Below are 19,791 nucleotides of genomic sequence, written 5' to 3'. Positions count from 1 at the left end.
ATCAGGAACTTACGGCGGGTGCATCGCCTTGCCTCCCTGTGCGACAGGGGATTCCTTCCCCGTACAGGAGACATCGAATGAAGATCACCGCCCTCGCCCTCGCCGCCTCGGTCCTCGGCGGCCTCGCGCTCGGCACCGGTGCCGCCTCGGCCGCCCCGATGGGCCCGAACGGCCTTCAGGCGGCCCCCGCCGGCGTCACCCAGGTCCGCATGACGCACAGCGAGCGCATGATGATGAAGAAGCGCATGATGCATAAGAAGATGATGAAGCGCCGGATGATGAAGCGGAAGATGATGATGAACCGCATGTAAGTAACCATCCCGCACGCGGCGGCTCGACCTTCGGGCCGGTCGCCGCGCCCCGCGGTTCACCAGGATACGTCGCCCACGTGCCACGGACCTACCTGACGCGCTCCGCCCCTGACACCGGCGAGGTCGAGCATCGGCGCTGGATGTTCCGGCACCCCGCCGTCATCCGGATCACCCACTGGGTCAACGCCCTCTGCCTCCTCGTTCTGCTGACGAGCGGCCTGCAGATCTTCAACGCCCACCCGGCCCTGTATTGGGGCAAGGTCTCGACCTTCGACACGCCGCTGCTGGCGATGTCCCAGACCGATGACGACCCGCCCAAGGGCGTGACGACGGTCTTGGGCCACACGTTCGACACCACCGGTTATCTCGGCTCATCGACCAGCGCGGACGGCGAGGCGGCCGACCGCGGCTTCCCGTCGTGGCTGACGCTGCCGAGCGACCAGGACCTCACCGGCAGCCGCAGTTGGCACTTCTTCTTCGCCTGGGCTTTCGTCCTGAACGGCACCCTTTACCTGCTCTACGGCCTGTTCAGCGGGCAGTTGCGCTTCCGCGTCGTCCCGCAGCGCGACCAGGTCCGGCATTTTTCGCCGTCTCGGTTCGCGAGCACCTGACGCTGCGCTTCCCTGAAGGGGACGAGGCTAAGCGCTACAACGTCATCCAGAAGCTCACCTACGCCGTCGTCCTGTTCGTGCTGCTGCCGGTGCAGGTGTTGGCCGGCCTGGCGATGTCGCCCGCGATGGACGCGGCGTTCCCGTTCCTGTTGACGCTGTTCGACGGGCGGCAGTCGGCGCGGACCGTCCACTTTGTCGTCGCGGCCCTGCTGGTCCTGTTCGTCGTCGTCCACGTCGCCCTCGTCGTGCTGTCGGGCTTCTGGAACAACATGCGCGGCATGCTCACCGGCTGGTTCGTGATCGAGCGTCGGATCGAGCCCGCGGCGGGGGATGATGTCCGGGAGCACCGCGCATGATCCAGCCTCCCAGCCGACGCTCTCTCCTGCTCGGCGCCACCGCCGCGGCCGGCACCGCGATGCTTGGGGGCTGCGACCGCCTCGGCGAGGCCGACTGGTTCCGGCGCACGCTCAAAACCGGCGAGGACGCCAACCAGTTCGTGCAACGGCTGCTCCTCACTGAGCGGACGCTCGCGCCCGAGTACGCCGAGGCGGACATCTCACCATGGTTCAAGCCGAACGGCACCGACGACCCGCCCGACAAGGCCTACAAGGCGCTGGCGCGGCGCAAGTTCGCAGACTACCGGCTGGAGGTGGGCGGCCTCGTCGAGACCCCGCTGAAGCTCTCCCTGGCCGAGCTGCGCAAGCTTTCTTGCCGGACGCAGATCACCCGGCATGACTGCGTCGAGGGGTGGAGCTGCATCGGCAAGTGGACCGGCCTGCCACTGTCCGAGATCCTGGACCGGGCACGGCTCAAACCGCAGGCGCGCTACGTCGTGTTCCGCTGCGCCGACACAATGGACCAGGGCGAGGACGATGGCGCCGAGGGTGACGGGACGGTGGACGCCTCGTCCGGCGGCAACGCCAACCCCGCGATGACGAAGCAATCGGGCGAGGGTGAGGACAAGCGGGATTCCGGAGGCCAGCAGGGCGCCGAGGGAGCCTCCACCGGCGACGACGCGCCCGTTCGCTACTACGAGAGCATCGACCTAGTGGACGCCTTCCACCCCCAGACCATCCTCGCCTACGAGCTGAACGGAAAAGCCCTGCCCGTGTCGAACGGTGCCCCCCTGCGGCTGCGTCTCGAACGCAACCTCGGCTACAAGCAGGCCAAATACGTGATGCGCATCGAGGTGGTGGAGAGCTTCGCCGACATCGGCGAGGGCAAGGGTGGCTACTGGGAGGACCAGGGCTACGCCTGGTATGCCGGAATCTGATCTCCTGCGGCGAACGGACGACCGGTCAGACGCCGCGGCTAGCGCTCCGCGATGAGCTCCTTGATGCGGGTGGCGAGCGTCTCCAGCACGAACGGCTTGGTCAGGACCTGCATGCCGGGTCGGAGATAGCCGTTCCCCAGAACGGCGTTCTCGGCGTAGCCGGTGATGAACAGCACCTTCAGGTCGGGGCGCCGCTCACGGCCAGTGTCGGCCATCTGCCGCCCGTTCATCCCGCCCGGCAGGCCGACGTCGGTCACTAGCAGGTCGATGCGCACGTCCGACTGAAGTACCTTCAGCCCGGCGACGCTGTCGGCGGCCTCGATGGCGGTGTAGCCGAGATCCTCCAGCACCTCGGTGACCAGCATGCGCACGGAGGGCTCGTCGTCCACGATCAGCACCGTCTCGCCCTGGCCGGCCTGCTCCACTTCGGCAAGCCTGCGGGTCACCTCGTCCTCGTCGGCCTCGCCGTAGTGCCGCGGCAGGTACAGGCAGACCATCGTCCCCTCGCCGACCTCGGAGTAGATCCGCACCTGCCCGCCGGACTGCTTGGCGAAGCCGTAGACCATGGACAATCCGAGGCCTGTGCCCTCGCCGGTGGGCTTTGTGGTGAAGAACGGCTCGAACACCTTTCCGATCAGGTCCGGCGCCATGCCGGTTCCGGTGTCGGTCACGCAAACGCCCAGATACTGGCCGGGAGCGAGATCGTGCTGGCGGCCGCCGGCCTCGTCGATCCACCGGTTGGCGGTTTCGATGGTGATGCGACCGCCGTCCGGCATCGCGTCGCGGGCGTTGATGCACAGGTTGAGCAGCGCGTTCTCCAATTGCCCCGGGTCGATCAGCGCCGGCCACAGCCCCGCGAGGCCGACGACCTCAAGGTGGACGGCCGGGCCCACGGTGCGCCGGATCAGCTCCTCCATGTCGGTGACGAGGCGGTTCACGTTGGTGGGCTTCGGGTCGAGAGTCTGGCGGCGGGAGAAGGCGAGCAGGCGGTGGGTCAGGGCGGCAGCCCGCTTGGCCGCGCCCTGGGCGACGGTCATGTATCGGTCGAGGTCACCCATCCGCCCTTGGGACATCCGGGTCTGCATGAGTTCCAGCGAGCCTGAGATGCCCGCGAGCAGGTTGTTGAAGTCGTGCGCGAGGCCGCCGGTGAGTTGTCCGACCGCCTCCATCTTCTGCGACTGCCACAGGGCCTCCTCCGTCTTTGCCAGCGCCTCGGCCTGCCGCTTGCTCTCGGTCACGTCGCGTACGGACGAGTAGATCAGCCCGTCGCGCGGCACGGCGTTCCAGGACAGCCAGACGTAGCTGCCGTCCTTGCGGCGGTAGCGGTTCTCGAACGTGAGCTGCGCCTCCCCGCGCGACAGACCCTCCGCCGCCGCCACGGTCGCCTCGACGTCGTCGGGGTGGACGAAATCGAGAAACGGGCGTGCCTTCATCTCGGCATCGGTCCACCCGAGCGTTTGCGGCCAGGCCGGGTTGAGGCCGACGAAGTAGCCTTCGAAGTTGGCCACGCACAGCAGGTCGGACGAGGCCTGCCAGATCTGGTCGCGCTCGGCGGTCCGGGCGGCGACCTGGCGGGCGAGGTCGGCCTCGGTCTGCACCCGAACGGTCACGTCCTGCACGAAGACGTGGAAGCCGTCGACGCGAGCGTCGGCGTCCCGGCGCGGCAGGTATCGGATCTCGGCGACGCGGTGGCGCCCGTCGCGGTGGGGCCAGTCCATCTCGAAGGTGACAGGTTCACCCGCGAGGGCCCGGTCGATGTACGGCCGACGTGCCGCGTAGGCGTCCGGCCCGAGCAGGTCCCGGACGTCCCTGCCGACGATCTCGCCTGCGGGGATAAAGAACCAGTCGACATAGGCCTCGTTGGCGAAGCGGTAGACGTGGTCCGCGCCGATGAAGGCGATGAGAACCGGAAGGGCGTCAGCGATAAGGCGCAACTCGCGCTCGCCGGCCTCGGCGCGCTGCTCGACACGGCGCCTCTCGGTGATGTCCGAGAAAAAGATTGCGACCCGGTGCGCGGAGGGTTCGCCGGTGCGCAGGGCCCTGACGTCGAACCAACGCCCGAACACGTCGGCGTAATGCTCGAAGTGGGCGGGCTCGCCGGTCAGCGCGACTTGGCCGTAGGTGTCGAACCAGTGCCGTTCCAGGTTCGGCGCGAACTCGCTCACCCACCTGCCGGCGACGTCTGCTCCGGTCTGCGCGACGAAGGCGGGATTGGCCTCGACGATGCGGTAGTCGATGGCGCGTTCGCCTTCGAACTTCATCTCGACGATGCAGAACCCGACCTCGATGCTCTCGAACAGGGTCCGGTAGCGCGCCTCGCTCTCGCGCAGAGCGACCTCCGCGCGTGTTCGCTCCGTGACGTCGTGGCCCTCGACGAAGATGCCCTCGACCCGCCCATCCGGGCCGGCGACCGGTTGATAGATGAAGTCGAGGTAGCGCTCCGTGATCGCCCCTCCCGCGACGGGCTGGAGATCGAGCCTGGCACCCGTCGCCGTGTGAGGTCGGCCGGTGCGGAACACCTCGTCGAGCAGGTCGACGTAACCCTGGGCGGCAGCCTCCGGCAGTGCCTCCGCCACGGTACGGTCGGCCACGTCGCGACCGTCGACGATGCGTTGGTAGGCCGCGTTGGTCAGCGTGAAGCGGTGCTCGGGGCCGCTCAGGAGGGCGATGAAGCTCGGGGCCTGCTCGAACATCTGCGCGAGGGAGGCCGAATGCCCACGCAACCGGCGAACTTCGGCTTCCAGTTCGTCGCGGGACATCGTTCCCGGGTCCAGTGTGGGTGCGCGCATGATGGCTCGATAGTTTCCGACCGCTTCGCCCGCGACGGGTCGGAAGACGCAAACTCAATGATGTGGCGGCACGGTCGGAAATGGAGGCCGACCGCAGCGGCGCGTGCGGTCAGGACGCGTTGATCGGACCGGGTGGCTGGGGTGCTGGCGGCTCCGTCGGCGGATCGCCCTCGGGCGGCGCCGGGTCCGGCGGCGGGTCGCCGATAGGTGGCAACGGCTCGTCTCCCGGGCGTGGCGTGTCCGATTGCATGGCGTTGTCCCCTTGGCGCGTACGGCGGGCGCCGGACGACAACGCGCGCGGTCCCTGGCGGATGCGCACTCGGCCGACGCTTTCAACCGCGTGTATCACCCGTCAGCCGAACGTCAGTGCCAACCGCTCCCGCAGGGCCTTGCGCAGGGCCCGGCTGAGGTCGGCCACCGAATAGGGCTTGCCCAGCAGCGGGAAGCCGTCGGTGCCTTCGAAGGCCAGCACGTGGCTGTAGCCGGAGGTCAGAACGACCGGCAAGTAGGGCCACCGCCGTCGGATCTCCCTGGCCAAGTCGACCCCGTTCATGCCGGGCATCACCACGTCGGAGAAGACCACTTCGAACCGCTGGCCTGAAGCTTCGATCTCCGCCAGGGCGGCCTGAGCGTCCTTCACCCAGACGGCCTGGTAACCGAGTTCGCCGAGCGCTTGCGTGGCGAAGGCGCCGACTTCGACGTTGTCCTCGACGACCAGGACCGGGGTGCCGTGGCCTTCGGGCAGCGGGCCAGGATCGTCCCGCGCGGGTTCCCGAGCCCAGCCATCGGCGGAGCGGGGGAGAAACAGGGTGAAGGTGGTCCCGGCGCCGACCTTGCTATCGACCGCGACGTCGCCGCCCGACTGCTTGGCGAAGCCGAACACTTGGCTCAGGCCCAGCCCGGTGCCGTGGCCAACGCCCTTCGTCGTGAAGAACGGCTCGAAGATGCGTTCGAGCAAGTCAGGCTCGATGCCGCCGCCGGTGTCGGAGACCGACACGGCCACGAAGTCGCCCGGCACTGCCGGGTGCGAGCGCAAGGTCGGGATGCGGTCGGCGCGCCTGACCGCGATGCGCAACCGACCCTCGCCCTGCATCGCGTCGCGGGCATTCACCACGAGGTTTACCAGCGCGGTGTCGAACTGGCTCGGGTCGGCATCGACATGGCAGGGCAGCCGCTCGCCGTCCGCATCCTGGCCGGCATTGGTGTCGGTTTCGACGCGGATGCGCGCGCCCGTGAGCGTGCGCACCATGTCGGCGATGGCGGCCACCGACTGCGCGGCATCGAATACGGTCGGGCGCAGCGCCTGCCGTCGCGCAAACGCGAGCAACTGGCTGGTCAACCTGGCGGCACGGTCGACCGTGTCGGATATGGCGTCGACGTAACGGCTCCGGCGCTCCTCACTCAGGCTCGGTCGCTTCAGGAGGTCGGTGGAGGATTTGATGACGGTCAGCAGGTTGTTGAAATCGTGCGCGACGCCGCCTGTCAGCTGCCCGACCGCTTCCATTTTCTGCGATTGCCGCAACTGCTCCTCAAGGGCCCGACGCTCGGTCACGTCCCGGCCGGTTGCGTGGAAGCGGTCCCCCTGCGGGATGGCGTTCCACGAGATCCAGCGGTGGCCGCCGTCCGCCGTCCTGAAGCGGACGTCCAAGTCGGAGAGGGGCAGGCCAGCGCGCAGCATCTCGAAGGCGCGTGACGCGGCCTCCTGGTCGTCCGCATGCACGAGGCTGTCGATGCGCACCCCGACGAGGCTGCCGGCCGGCCAGCCGAGCGTCTCGGTCCAGGCCGGGCCGACGGCGCGGATACTCCCGTCGAGACCACAGACGACGAGCAGGTCGCGGCTCGTCCGCCAGACCAGGTCGCGTTCGACCAGGTTGTCGCGGTCCCGGGCCTCTCGCCGCTCCTCGCCCTCCTGCCTGACGGTGGCGTCCTCGAACAGCACGGCGACCCGGTTCTGCACCAGGCTGCCGATGCGCACCGCATGCACGTCGAACACGCGCCCCAGCCGGGACGCCGCGCCCCTGAACCGCGCGTCGCGTCCCGTGCGGGCGACCTCGCCGTAGGTGTCGAACCAGTGCCGCTCAAGCTCGGGTTCGAGCTCGCGCATCCATCGGCCCTCGGCGTTCGCGAGCCCGGACTGGCGCTCGAAGGCGGCGTTGACCTCGACGAAGCGGTAGTCCTCGGCCCGGCCTTCCCCGTCGAACCGCATCTCAATGATGCAAAACCCGGCCTCGCCGTCCTCCAGCAGGCTGCGGAAGGAGGCGCCCCGCCGGACGGCGTTGCCCTCCTGCTCACGGAAACGCGTGAGGTCGAGTTGGCTGCCGAAGAAGAACAGCAGCTCGCCGTGCGGGCCGAAGACCGGGCTGACGTAGAGCTCGTTGACGAAGGGGCTGCCGTCGCGCCGGTAGTTCAACAACTCCACGACCACGTCCCGCCGTGCCGCGATGGCATCCCGGATGCGTTTGACGTGGGCCGGGTCGGTCTCCGGACCCTGGAGGAAGCGGCAGTTGCGCCCGATCAACTCCTCCGCCGCGTACCCGGAGAGTTCCAGGAACGCGCGGTTGGCGAAGACGATGGGATTGTCGGGGAGGTTCGGGTCGGTGACGATCATCGCCATCCGCGTCTTGTCGGCGGCGGTGAACAGCAGATCGGGCCTGAGAGTCCCGACGCCGGCCTCGCTGGCGGTCGAAGGTGCGTAGGGTTCCCGACCGGCACGCAGGCGGGCAACCTCCGCCAACAACTCGCGCTCGCGCAGGCGCAGCCGCTCCACTTCCCCCCGAAGATCCTCAATGCTCATGGCCTGGATCTCTAAAGGGCGTCCATGCGGGGACCAACGCCCTCGGGGGCGACGGGACGGAAATCGGATGCGGCCTTTGGTCGGGTCAAGGCCTCGTTCGGTTTGGCTGAAGAGGAAGTCGATGTCGTCATCGGCTTGCGGTCCTCGCCGACACGGCCCGGTCGATGGCGGCGTGGAAGCGGCTTTCAATGAATGGGCGTTCGATGAAGGGAACGTGCCCGGGCAAGGCCTCGGGGCGAGGCGTCACTTGTGCCGACACCACGACGACGGCCACGTCCGACCGACGGCGGGTGATCTCGCGCGCGAGCGCCAGGCCGTCCATCGTGCCCGGCATGCGCACGTCAGTCACCACCAGGATGACCCCGTCGCCGAACCGTTCCGGCGCCTGTGCGGCGTTGCTGGCCTCGACCACGGCGTAACCCTCCGCTTCGAGGAGGTCGCGGACCTCCAGGCGGAAGAGCATCTCGTCCTCGACCACCAGGGCCGTCTTCGCGTTCGGAGCATCGGTCATGGCAAGCGGCAACGGCCCGCCCGACCCTTCGTTGCGCCGCGACGTCAGGCCAGCGCCTGAAAATCGGCCAGCGCCGCCTCGACGACGCAAGCCACTCCCTCCGGGCGGTAGTCGAGCGAGAGGTCTGCGTTGACCTGCGCCGTCAGACCGCGCTCAATCAGGCGCGACCCGAACCCCTTTCGCGATGGCGGCACTACCGGCGGGCCCCCGCGCTCGGTCCAGACGAGGCGCAGGCGCGGCGCGTCCTCCGGCCCGACCAGCGAGGCCGTCAGGGAGACCTTACCGTCGGGCACCGATAGCGCACCGTACTTGACCGCGTTCGTGGTCAGCTCGTGCAGGGTCAGGGCCAGGGACAGCGCGGCCTTGCCGCCGATCTCGACGTCCGGGCCCTCGTACGCGACACGCCGACTGGCCGATTCCTGGACGCCGACGCCTTCCCGGACCACCGCCGCCAAGGAGGCGCTCTCGGTAGCGCCCCCGAGAAGTACGTCGTGCGCCTTGCCGAGCGCGACCAGCCGGCTGCCGAGGACGTCCCGCGCCGCGTCCATGTCGGTGGCGCCGCGCAGGGTCGAGGCGGCGATGGCCTGCACCATCGCCAGCAGGTTCTTCATCCGGTGCGAGAGTTCCTGGTTGAGCAGGTCCTGCCGTTCCTCGGCCCGGCGGCGGGTGTCGATGTCGGCGACCGCGACGACCGCGCCGACCACCACGCCGGCGTCGTCGCGCATCGGAGCACCGGCGATCTCGATCCAGAGCCGGGTACCGTCGCCGCGCTGGTACTCGCAGCGCATCTCGGCGTGCTCGACCCCTTCCCGGATGAGGCGGCTGAGCGGGTACTCCTCTGGAGCGACCCGCCGACCGTCCTCGTGGAAGGCGACCCATTCGCCGTAGCTGTCGGTGTTGGGCGACGGCAGTATCGGATGGCGGAAGATCTCCTCCAGCCGACGGTTGCCGGCGACGATGCGACCGGACGGTGCCTCCGCGAACAGGATGCCGACCGGTACCGTGTCGAGCACGGCGCGCAGCGTCGCCTCGCTGGCTTGCAGAGCCTGGCGCGCCTTCTTCTGTTCCGTGAGGTCACGCGTGACGGTGCCGTAGCCGAGCTTGCGCCCGTCGGCGTCGCGCACGGGGAAGAGGTTGTACAGGACCGGGACCGCAGCGCCCGTGACCACGTGACGGAAGTTGAGCTCGCCCTCCCAGAAGCCGTCCCGCTCGACCGCCGGCAGCACCTCGTCGAGGACGCGCGCGCGCTCCTCCGGCACGAAGTAGTCCACGATGGGCATGGCCCTGGCAGCGGCGAGGTCGGGCAGGCCGATGAGGCGTCGGCCGGCCTCGTTGACGAAGTCGACGCTCCCGTCTGGCGCCGCCAAGCCGATGAAGTCCTGGCTCTGCTCGACCAGGGCGGCGAGCCGGCGCGTCTCGGCATCGGCCCGGCGCTGGTCCCCGACGTCAACCAGCACGGTCACCGCGGCCTGGATCGCGCCCTCGGCGTCGCGTACGGGTCCGCTCGACACTTCCAAGAGGCGCAGCTCGCCCGTCGCGGCGTTGCGGTAGCGCATCTCCTCGCCGCGCACCGTCTCGCCCTTCCGCAGGGCGCGAAGGGTTGGATACTCCACCGCCTCGTACCGACGCCCGTCCGGGTGCATGGCACCGTAGGAGACGTAGCGGGCGTCACCCTCCGTCCCGATCCCGTGGCCGAGGATTTCCTCGGCTTTGGCGTTCAGGGACGACGGCATGCCGTCCTCGGCCCCGGCGATGGAGATGCCAACCGGGGCCTGGCGGAAAATCGCCTCCAGCAGGCCGCGCTCAAGCCCGAGGCGCCGCTCGCTCTCGCGCATGGCATCCTCGGCCCGCTTGCGCGCGCTCAGGTCGAGCATGGCGCCGATCATGCGGCAGGCCCGGCCCTCGGCGTCGCGCATGACGTGGCCGCGGTCGAGCACGTGCGCGTAGGAGCCATCCGCGCGGCGGAATCGGTACTCGTCCGTCCAGGTCGTGCCAAAGCCGTCGATGACGGCATGGATCGAGGCGTCGATGCGCGCCCGATCCTCGGGATGGACCTGCGCGATCCACCACTCGCCGGTCGGCTCGACCGTCTCGGGCGCATGGCCGTAGGCCTCGGTCAGGGCCTCGTTCCACAGGACGTGGTTGGTGGCGAGGTTCCAGTCCCAAATCGCGTCGTTCGTCGCCCGGGCCGCCAGCCGGTAACGGTCCTGGCTTTCCTGGAGGCGTGCGGCGGCCTCCTTCTGCTCCGTCCGGTCGCGCAGCATCTTGACGAAGCCGATGGCCACGCCGGCCTCGTCGCGCAACACCATCATCTCGCCGTTGGCCCAGAACCGCTCGCCATCGCGGCGCAGGTGCCAGCGTTCGTCGACGCCGGTGCCCGTCTCCAAAGCCGACTGCATCTCCATCGCCGGGATGCCGTCGCGCCGGTCCTCGGGGGTGAAGAAGGCGTCGGCGGTCTCACCGCACATCTCCTCGGGACGCCAGCCGAGGATGCGGGTCGCGCCCGCGTTCCAGTCCGTGATCCGGCCGTCGAGGTCGAGCAGGATGATGGCGTAGTCCTGTGCGCTGTCGAACACCGCCCGGCGCCGGTACTCGGTCAGGGCGGCCGCTCGGTTAGCAGCCCGCTCGCCAGCCTCTGCAAGGCCGGAGGCGACGGAGCCGGCGAGGACGCCGAGCACCTGCAAATCCGCCTCCGCGAACGCTTCCGGCCGGCTCGATTGCAACTTCAGGACACCGACCACGACACCGCCGCGGCGGACGGGCACCAGCATGCACGAGCGCTGTTGAAGCCGCTGGGCCAGTTCGGGCTCGACCCGGTCATCGCTCAGGACGTCGGGGACGAGAAGCGGGACGCCTTCCCGGTAGCAGGCACCCGCGAGGCTTCCCCGAAGCGGAACGCGAAGGCCGAGATGCGTCGCGAGGCCGGCCGTCACAGCGCGATAGACGAGAAAATCCCCCTGGCGGATCTCGACCGTGCCGGCGTCGGCGGTGGGGACGGCGCGCATCGCGCCCGCCAGCACCGCCCGGAAGCTCTCGTCGAGGTCGCCGCCGGCCGCGGCGACCCCAGCCAGGGCTACCGCGACGGCCTCGCCTTGGCGCACGGCGCGGTCGCGATCCGACAGTGACCGGCGCAGCAGGAGCTGGTCCATGACCTGCCGGGCGAGCGCCTCCAGGCCCTCGACTTGCTCCGGGGTAAGCCCGCCCGGGCGCGGTACGTGGTCGATCACGCACAGGCTGCCGAGCACCTGCCCCTCGGGCGTGCGCAGGGGGGCGCCGGCGTAGAAGCGGAGGTGCAGCTCGCCGGTCACCAGCGGGTTGGCGCGGGTGCGCAGGTCACCTTTAAGGTCCGGGATCTGCAGGACGCCGGGTTCAGTGAGGACGAACTTGCACACCGAACGGTCGAGGTCGGTCTCGCAAGGCGGGAAGCCGGCGCGCGCCTTGAACCACTGGCGGTCGCGGTCGACCAAGCTGATTAGGGCGACGGGCGCGGCGCAGAGGCGTTGCGCGAGAAGGACGATGTCGTCGAAGCCGCGCTCTGGTGGGGTGTCGAGGATGTCGAAGGCTGCGAGCGCGCCGAGCCGCACGTCCTCCTCGATCCGGGCGGGGCGCATCACCTGGTTCACGGGGTCGCGTCCTTGACGAGCGCGGACGGGGGCCGCAGCCGATCCGGGTCACCGACATCGACGGCGACAATGCGACCGCCGGGCGCGTAGACGGCACCCATCACCTCCTCGAAGTGGCGCCGAACTGCGGCGTGGCACTCGCACGAGCCGGCCTCGGCGCGCGTCCGGTCCGGGAGGGTGATGCGCCCGTGGCCGATGGTGATCAGGCCGTCGCGCTGCATGCGCCCGAGAACCTCGGTGAGGTAGGCGCGACGCACCCCGAGCATGTCGGCGAGGAGTTCGTGGGTGACCGGCAATTCGGGCGTGCCGATCCGGTCCTGCAGGGTCAGGAGCCAGCGCAGGCATCGCCGCTCGATGGTGTGCGCGGCGTTGCAGGCGACCGATTGCAGGACCTGGGCGAGCAGGCAGTCGGCGTAGCGCACGAACAGGTCGCGGACGCCCTTCGAGGCCTGCTTGGCCTCGGACAGGCGGGCGGCGTCGATCCGGATGACCGGACCGCCGACCTGGACGACCGCCTGCCCGAACGCCGGCAGGTAGCCGTGGCTGACGACGCCCCCCATGGCGCCTTCGCGACCGACCGTGGCGGTCTCGACCGACTTCCCGTCCATGAGCGGCACGACCAGGGTGACGACGCAATGGTGGGAAGGGAAAGTGACGTGGCTGACGTCGTCGCCGGCGCGGAACAGTACGTCGCCGCGACGGACCTCTCGGCGCTCGGCGTGCGGCGCCAACAGGGCGCGGTCGTCGGCATCGAGGGCTTCGAGCAGCAGGTTGCCGTCGATGGTGGACGAGGTTCGGATATTCACGGGGAATGGTCGCGGCGCCAGCGGTCGGGTTGTCCACTAGCGGACTTCCTGGCGCAAAGATGTCCGATACCTGACAACTGATGCCGAAACCGGATGACGGGCGCGACTTTTTCGTCGGCTCGCCGACGGCGACGGCGCGCTTGGGCGAAGAGCCTCGTCCGATCCGGAGCGGTCACCAAAGGGGATGCCACGGAAGCCCTGGGGAACCTGCACGGCGCGGTCAAATTGGCCTTCTGAGCCAAATCAACAGCCAACTGGGAGAACCGCGATGTCGACGGATACCGAGAAGCACCGCGCGCTGCTGAGCGCCCTGAGGGACGCACAGGGCAAGGGAGACGGCTCCTTCGAGCGGGCCGTGACCGATGCCTTCGAGCATGTCTTTGAACACCTCGGCCGCCTCAACGACCACGTGTCGCTCGGCGGTCCCGATGGCGGCGATCCCCACCTCAAGCCCGGCGAATCCCCGACCTTGCGATAGGGTTTGGAACCTACGGAAGCCGCGAGACGGAAGAGACCGCATGATCACGCTCTACACTTGGTCGACCCCGAACGGCCGCAAGATCCCGATCATGCTGGAGGAGTGCGGGCTACCCTACACCGTGGTGCCGGTGGACATCGGCAAGGACGAACAGTTCGCGCCCGACTTCCTGAAGGTCTCGCCCAACAACAAGATCCCGGCCATCGTCGACGACGAGGCGGAAGGCGGTCCCCTGTCGGTGTTCGAGAGCGGCGCGATCCTCACCTACCTCGCCGAGAAGACGGGACGCTTCCTCGCCCCCTCGGGGCCTGCCCGTTACAAGGCGCTGGAATGGCTGCACTGGCAAATGGGCGGCCTCGGGCCGATGCTGGGCCAGCTCGGCTTCTTCGCGGTACGTTCCGACGAAAAGGCGCCGCTGGCCATCAAGCGGTTCACCGAAGAGGCCGACCGCCTGCTGCACGTCATGGACCGGCGCCTTGGCGATGGGCCGTACCTTGCGGGAACGGACTACTCCATCGCCGATATGGCCTGCTACGCCTGGACGCTGGCGGCCACGTCGTTCCTGAAGGAACCGCTAGAGGGGACCTTGGCCGACATCGAGAACGTGCACGCTTGGCTGGGGCGGGTAGGCGAACGGCCGGCGGTGAGGCGCGGCATGGAGGTTCCGAAAACCTGAGGTGCCGAAACGCGATGGCGCGGAGGCAGGGGCGGCCCCAGTTTCAGGGGAAACGCGTGACGCCCGTCGCGTCGGCGCGATCATGGGAGACATCACGATGAGTGACAGGCCCGGACCCGACGAACTGCCGCCGGCGGACGAGGATGCCGGCCTGCCGACGCCACCTAGTCCGGGGCGATTGCCGCCGGCTCACCTACCGCCGGCTCCGGACGAGCACGACCCGTCATCCGATGTCAAAGGACTGGGCGAGGGAGAGTGACTGGCCGCTCGCAGAGCGAGCGCAGGAGGTAGGCTGCGGCGGGTCCGGCGCGCCGACGCGTTCAACCGGGAGACTCGTCTCTTTGTTGTTCTTGACCTCGGCCGAGGGCGGCTTGGCGTCCGGGAACCCCCTGCCTTCTCATGAGATGGTCCCGTCCACGGAACCGGGAGACCCACATGCGCCTTGCCATCGCCGCCCTCGCCATGTCGGCTGTATCCATCGCAGCCCGTGCCGAGGCTCCGTCGGATGCCGTCGCCATCGGTCCCTGGAAGGTCGACGCCGTCTCGAAAGGCCAAAAGTTCGACCGTTGCACGATGACCCGGACGACGGACGACGGCGTCGAGGTCCGGTTCACCCGCGACGCGGCGGGGCTCGATCTGACGATGAGTTCGGCGAAATGGAAGCTCGGGCGCGGGAAGAGCTATCCGGTCGAGTTGGTGGCCGGATCCTCCACGCTGCAGGCGGACGTCGCCGCCTCCGGCAACGCGGTGTCGTTGCCAGTCAAGGACGAGCGGTTCCTCAAGTCGCTGAAGCTCGCCGGCGGCCTGGACGTGAAGGGCGAGGGCGCGACCATCAAGGTGGCGCTGGATAAGAGCGCCGCCGCACTCGACCGGCTGGAAGCATGCTACGCCAAGAACGGCTCGGCAACCGAGAGGAACCCGTTCGTGGCGCCGAGCGGCAAGCCATAGTGGACGACCGTCCCTATTGACCGCGGCCTGACGTCGCTGTCGCCTCTGAAATCTCTGATGGACGAACGCGAGGAGCCCCTGATTGACCAGCGGCTCCTCGCCCACTCTAGGTTGATCCGGCGCGGGACTTTGAGGGCTTAAATCGAATCTTTGGGGCGGCTATTATCGGCCGCAGCCTGAAGTTCTTCAGCTTCCACCTCTTGCGGCAGATCTTTGACCTCAGCGCGTACTACGTCGAGGCGACCACGACCGACTTGCAGGCCTTCGCTCAGATCAACACGGTGCACTTCGCGAACGCGCAGGCGCTCGTGGACGGCGCGGACTCCTGGATCAGGCGGAAGGTCACGCTAATCAGCCAGAGCCAGATCCTCGACAACGTCGACCCCGCCACCACTAGAGGGTGGCACGCACCTTCGGCATCAGTGTGCAAACGGTCAGCGTCGGCGGGCAGGATGCCATCGCGATGCCGGCGGGCAAGGCCGACCTTAAGAAGATCCTTCGCTTCCTGGACGAGGACTATTATCAATCGGCCCTGCAGAGCCGCAACTTCGTCACGAACTCGAAGCGTCCCGCGTAAGGACAGGCCGGGATCCAATGGGGCCGTAAGTCCGGCTACTTGCCGGTCCCTTGGCGCGCCTTTCGCTCGAAGGCGCGCGCCATGAAGGACCTCCTCCGTCCCGAGACCGCCTCCCGCAGGACGCGGTATGGACCGAGGTCCAGGCCGTCGTAGGCGACCTTATCGATCCAATTGCTCTCGGATGGGCTGAGAAGCGCACCGCCGTAGATGCCGTCCATGCCTTCAAGAGCGTGCCCCATCATTTTGCGACGCGCTTGGTCAGGCATGCCCGCCTCAACGCAGGCATCGCGGAAGGTGTGTCTCAGGCTGTAGAGCGAGATACGCTTGTTCGTGATGCCGACCGCGCGCAGGCGGCGGTTCAGGCGGCGGGAGACCTCCCGGCCGTAGTGGCCGTAAGCGTCGCACTTCACGTCGTCGAACAGGAGGCTGTCAGCCTTCCCCGTCGTCATGCGACGCCGTTCGAACAGGTCGAGCAAGCCCATCTCGATGAGAGCGGGGTGGATCGGGATCATGCGTCGCCCGGCTGCGGTCTTGATCGAGCGCTTGTCCTCCTTCCGCTTCTTCGCCTTCTGCACATCCGGCCCAGTATCCCCGTCATCGTCCTCCACGGTTAGGAGGTTGAGGTGGGGCCTGCCGTTGAAGTCGAGCCGCAGGTCGTCGACCTGGAGCTGCGCGAGCTCGTTTGGACGCGCGCCGGAGAACAGCATCATCAGCGGTACCCATCGCGAGGACGAGGGCAGCGGGTAATCTGCCGTGCTTGCGAGGAACGCGTTGAATTGGGAGACCTTCAGCGGATGGCGCTTCGCCTTCGCGCTTTCGACCTCCTTCTGGGCCGAATGGACCTTGGCGGCGGGGTTCGCGCCGAGGAGGTCCTCACCGATCAAGAAATCGAAGAGCCGCCGAACCGGGCCGAGGTACTTCAGGTCGACCGTCTTCGGACCGTTATGGGGGTATGGCTTCTCGCGCCTGGCGTTGAGCTCAATGGCCTTTGCAAGGTCATCGGTCTTGAACCGGGCCGCGTACCGGTCGGGCATCAGGTCCAACTGGTTGCGGTACGTCTTGAGGTCACCGGGCGTGATCTCGCGGATCGGTTTGTCACCGACCGCGCGCAGGAATGTCTGGAGCCGGCGGGGCACGTCCTCCCTGTGCTTGATCCCCGGTAGCTTCGCGACTTCCTCAGTCACGTAGCGCTCGATGGCCTGGGAAAGTGGCATGTCGGACCAGCGCTCGGTCTCGACCCGGGCGAGGCCGGTTCGCACGCCCTCGGCAGCCATCTCGTATAGCGCCTGCGGGTCAACCGCCGTCGACGGCGTCGGCACCGGGGGAGCCTGCAGGCGCTCCATCGCCGAGGCTAGCAAAACTCGCAGGGACTCGATCTGGTTCGACATGGGGGTCGTTTCGGCCGAAGCGGCACGGTGTTGGCCCAACAACGTCAGGGCCTCGTCCAGCGCCCGCACCCCGGCCGTGACTTCTCGAAGATCTCGATGGCCAATCCTTGCCACGGCTTCGAGGATGGCCACGGCGATGCCGTTCTCGACGCCAGCCGGCTTCCCGGCCCGGAGCAGGTCCAGGGCCATGCCGGGTTCGATCTCGTCGACGCTGGGTTGGCACGGTTCGAGGTCTCGCCTGCCGACGGAAGCATCGCCGTCCCCGGTTCGGCGAAGGATGCCGTGCGCATCCTTTATGAGGTCGACCTTGATGGTGCCCATCGCCGGCGACCCCGTAGTGAGGTCGAGAGCGCGTTCAAGCATCGCCAACGCGACGTCCCTGGCCGGACGGATCGGCCGCTCGGACCTGAGGACCGCGTAGACGTCCTCGACCCTGACCAGCACCTCAAGTCCCCTGCGACGCGCTTCCCGGGCGCTGCCGGTATGCAGCGACCGACGAACCTCGGCGATGCCGAGCACGTCAACGAGGTCTACGGGAACGGCCTTTCGAAACCACCAACGGTCGCCGCGTCTGACGACGTACATGCCCACCCCGAATCGGAGCCTGGGCGCAGGCCCAGACTGTGACAGGGCGCTGTGACGTGGACGACGCTTTTCGGGTCAAAAAAGGCGAGTTAAATCAATGACTTAAATGGCGGAGACGGAGGGATTCGAACCCTCGATACCCATTTCTGGGTATGCTCATTTAGCAAACGAGTGCCTTCAGCCGCTCGGCCACGTCTCCGGCGCTCTGGCTCTAGAAGGTCGGATCCGGCGGGTCAACCCGATCCTGGCGGGCGGCGGCCACGCGGCGGCGCTCGACGTGCTTGGCGACGCGCAGATGCCGCGAGATCGCGTAGTTCATCGCCGTCAGGAAGCCGTAGGTGCCCCGCACGAAGTGGCGGCGGCCGAGATAGGCCTTCAGGAAATTGCCCGGCAGCTCGACGAACACCCGCCAGGTCGGGATCACCACGCCCCGCGACTCCAAGTCGTCCGCCTGCTGGTCGGAGTAGCGGTTCAGCTTGTCGAGCTGGTCGCCGAGCGAGCGCACCGAGAAATGGTGGATCACGCCCCGGAGCCGGCCCGGCTTCACCCCCGGTTCCAGCGCCACCCGGTCGTGGACCGGCGAGGCGGCGTAGCGGCCCTTGTCCTTCCGGTAGAGCCGGACCGGCGTCAGCGTGTAGGCGAGCGGGTGCGGCCGGCCCTCGCCGGGGAAGATCTCGGCGATGCCGATCCGCCACGCCGGCCGGCGCGGCTCGCCCGCGGCCCAGAGGCCCCGGATCTCCCGGGCCAGCTCCGGGGGCACCACCTCGTCGGCGTCGAGGTTCAGGAGCCAGACGTGCCGGCACTGCTCCTCTGCGAAGCGCTTCTGCGGGCCGTAGCCCGGCCAGGGATGGTGCAGCACCCGCGCGCCCAGCGACTCCGCCAGGGCCTGCGTGCCGTCGGTCGACCCGGAATCGACCACCACGAGGTCGTCGGTCAGGCCGCGGACCGCCCGAAGCGTCGCGCCGATCCGGTCCACCTCGTTGTGGGCGATGATGAAGACCGACAGCGGCAGGGGCCCGTCGGCTCCCGGGACCGGCCTGGGGGCGGCGGTGCCCGCCGGAGCGCGGCTCACGCCAGCCAGTCCGGCACCCGGTCGAGGGCGATCAGGGCGTCGACGTCGAGGCGCGGGCGGACCACCGCCGCGCGGTCGCCCCGCACCAGAACCTCCGGCACCAGCGGCCTTGTGTTGTAGGTGCAGGACTGCACCGCCCCGTAGGCGCCGGCGCTCATCACGGCGATCAGGTCGCCGGGCCTCACCTCCGGCATCTCGCGGTTGAGGGCGAGGTAGTCGCCGCTCTCGCAGACCGGGCCGACCACGTCGGCGACGAGGCGCGGCGTCTCGGGACCCGGCTCGATGACCGGCCGCAGGCCGTGATAGGCCTCGTACAGGGTCGGGCGGATCAGGTCGTTCATCGCCGCGTCGACGATCACGAAGGTCCGCCCCTCGCTGTGCTTCACGTAGAGCACGCGCGTCAGCAGGATCCCGGCATTGCCGACGATCATCCGGCCGATCTCGAAGACCGGCCGCAGGCCGAGCGGGGCGAAATGCGGCCGCAGGGTCGCCGCCAGCGCGGCCGGGTCCGGCGGCGGCGCGTTGTCGTCGCGGTAGGGGATGCCGAGGCCACCGCCGAAATCGATGTGGCGCAGGGGATGGCCGGCCGCCAGCAACGCCCGGGCGAGACCGGCGAGCAGCCGGGCCGCGTCGGCGAAGGGCGCCAGATCGGTGATCTGGCTGCCGATATGCATGTCGACGCCGTGCACCGCGATCCCCGGCAGGGCGGCCGCAGCGGCGTAGACAGCCGGCGCCCGGGTGATCGGGATGCCGAACTTGTTCTCGTACTTGCCGGTGGAGATCTTGGCGTGCGTGCCGGCGTCCACGTCGGGGTTCACCCGGACCGAGACCGGCGCGCGGAGGCCGAGGCCCACCGCCACCTCGGACAGGACCGCGAGTTCCGGCTCACTCTCCACGTTGAAGCAGAAGATGCCGGCCCTCAGCGCGGCCTCCATCTCGGCGCGGGTCTTGCCGACTCCCGAGAACACGATCTTGCCAGGGTCCACGCCGGCCGCCAGGGCCCGCTGCAGCTCGCCGCCGGAGACGATGTCCATCCCGGCGCCCCGGGCCGCGAGGGTCCGCAGGACGGCCTGGTTCGAGTTCGCCTTCATGGCGAAGCAGACCAGCGCGTCGTCGGCCGCGAACGCCTCCGCGAAGACGCGGAAGTGCCGCTCCAGCGTGGCGGTGCTGTAACAGTAGAACGGTGTGCCGACCTCCGAGGCGAGGCCGGTCAGGTCGACATCCTCGGCGTGCAGGCGGCCGTCGCGATAGTGAAAATGGTGCATCTCGGCCGTGTCTCGTCGCCGTATCTCGTCCCGCCGGAGCGCGGGCTGTTTCCCGTGAAACACTCCGCCGCAGGCCGCGGCGGC

General features: G+C 68.8%; 14 protein-coding genes, 1 tRNA gene and 1 pseudogene. 7 read left to right on the top strand and 9 right to left on the bottom strand.

Annotation, left to right across the window (positions count from 1 at the left end):
- Positions 1–77: 77 nt before the first annotated feature.
- From ACLBYB_RS23710 to ACLBYB_RS23700, 3 genes and pseudogenes are all read left to right on the top strand, one after another.
- Positions 78–311 (top strand): hypothetical protein, encoded by a 234-nt coding sequence (locus tag ACLBYB_RS23710; protein ID WP_042672433.1) that lies wholly within the window; start codon positions 78–80, stop codon positions 309–311.
- A 140-nt stretch (positions 312–451) separates the two neighbouring features.
- A pseudogene (locus ACLBYB_RS23705) lies at positions 452–1,278 on the top strand (cytochrome b/b6 domain-containing protein).
- A complete protein-coding gene (locus ACLBYB_RS23700) occupies positions 1,275–2,195 on the top strand; it encodes a molybdopterin-binding protein (RefSeq protein ID WP_447700247.1) in 921 nt (306 codons plus the stop codon). The pseudogene ACLBYB_RS23705 and the gene ACLBYB_RS23700 overlap by 4 nt, the downstream one beginning before the upstream one ends.
- A gap of 38 nt (positions 2,196–2,233) precedes the next feature.
- Here ACLBYB_RS23700 and ACLBYB_RS23695 read toward each other — a convergent pair whose 3' ends face one another.
- The 5 genes from ACLBYB_RS23695 to ACLBYB_RS23675 form a co-directional block, all read right to left on the bottom strand.
- On the bottom strand, positions 2,234–4,954 hold the full coding sequence (locus tag ACLBYB_RS23695) for a PAS domain-containing protein (RefSeq protein WP_447700246.1): 2,721 nt from the start codon (positions 4,952–4,954) through the stop codon (positions 2,234–2,236).
- Positions 4,955–5,336: 382 nt separating this feature from the next.
- Entirely contained in the window at positions 5,337–7,778 is a 2,442-nt protein-coding gene (locus tag ACLBYB_RS23690; protein WP_447700245.1) for a PAS domain S-box protein, read from the bottom strand.
- A 127-nt stretch (positions 7,779–7,905) separates the two neighbouring features.
- A complete protein-coding gene (locus ACLBYB_RS23685; protein ID WP_132368166.1) occupies positions 7,906–8,289 on the bottom strand; it encodes a response regulator in 384 nt (127 codons plus the stop codon).
- 44 nt (positions 8,290–8,333) lie between these two features.
- Positions 8,334–11,900 (bottom strand): PAS domain S-box protein, encoded by a 3,567-nt coding sequence (locus ACLBYB_RS23680; protein WP_447700293.1) that lies wholly within the window; start codon positions 11,898–11,900, stop codon positions 8,334–8,336.
- A gap of 8 nt (positions 11,901–11,908) precedes the next feature.
- Entirely contained in the window at positions 11,909–12,718 is an 810-nt protein-coding gene (locus ACLBYB_RS23675; protein WP_447700244.1) for a Crp/Fnr family transcriptional regulator, read from the bottom strand.
- A gap of 268 nt (positions 12,719–12,986) precedes the next feature.
- Between ACLBYB_RS23675 and ACLBYB_RS23670 the strand changes: the two genes are divergently transcribed.
- From ACLBYB_RS23670 to ACLBYB_RS23655, 4 genes are all read left to right on the top strand, one after another.
- Positions 12,987–13,196, top strand: coding sequence for a hypothetical protein (locus ACLBYB_RS23670; RefSeq protein ID WP_043759356.1), 210 nt, complete (start codon positions 12,987–12,989; stop codon positions 13,194–13,196).
- 40 nt (positions 13,197–13,236) lie between these two features.
- Entirely contained in the window at positions 13,237–13,872 is a 636-nt protein-coding gene (locus tag ACLBYB_RS23665; RefSeq protein ID WP_447700243.1) for a glutathione S-transferase family protein, read from the top strand.
- Positions 13,873–14,307: 435 nt separating this feature from the next.
- A complete protein-coding gene (locus ACLBYB_RS23660; protein WP_447700242.1) occupies positions 14,308–14,820 on the top strand; it encodes a hypothetical protein in 513 nt (170 codons plus the stop codon).
- A gap of 400 nt (positions 14,821–15,220) precedes the next feature.
- On the top strand, positions 15,221–15,397 hold the full coding sequence (locus ACLBYB_RS23655; RefSeq protein ID WP_447700241.1) for a hypothetical protein: 177 nt from the start codon (positions 15,221–15,223) through the stop codon (positions 15,395–15,397).
- A 35-nt stretch (positions 15,398–15,432) separates the two neighbouring features.
- On the opposite strand, the gene ACLBYB_RS23650 is transcribed toward ACLBYB_RS23655, so the two are convergent.
- From ACLBYB_RS23650 to lysA, 4 genes are all read right to left on the bottom strand, one after another.
- Entirely contained in the window at positions 15,433–17,370 is a 1,938-nt protein-coding gene (locus tag ACLBYB_RS23650) for a DUF6538 domain-containing protein (RefSeq protein ID WP_447700292.1), read from the bottom strand.
- A gap of 107 nt (positions 17,371–17,477) precedes the next feature.
- A tRNA-Ser gene (locus ACLBYB_RS23645) sits at positions 17,478–17,569 on the bottom strand.
- Between the two features lie 12 nt (positions 17,570–17,581).
- Positions 17,582–18,442 (bottom strand): glycosyltransferase family 2 protein, encoded by an 861-nt coding sequence (locus ACLBYB_RS23640; RefSeq protein WP_447700240.1) that lies wholly within the window; start codon positions 18,440–18,442, stop codon positions 17,582–17,584.
- The gene (gene lysA / locus ACLBYB_RS23635; protein ID WP_447700239.1) at positions 18,439–19,707 is read right to left on the bottom strand and encodes a diaminopimelate decarboxylase; all 1,269 of its coding nucleotides are present in this window, start codon (positions 19,705–19,707) and stop codon (positions 18,439–18,441) included. The genes ACLBYB_RS23640 and lysA overlap by 4 nt, the downstream gene beginning before the upstream one ends.
- Positions 19,708–19,791: the final 84 nt, after the last annotated feature.

It is taken from the genome of Methylobacterium sp. D54C, from assembly GCF_053345595.1.
The sequence above is the reverse complement of the archived record's forward strand: the minus strand, read 5'-3'. Positions and strand labels throughout refer to the sequence as shown.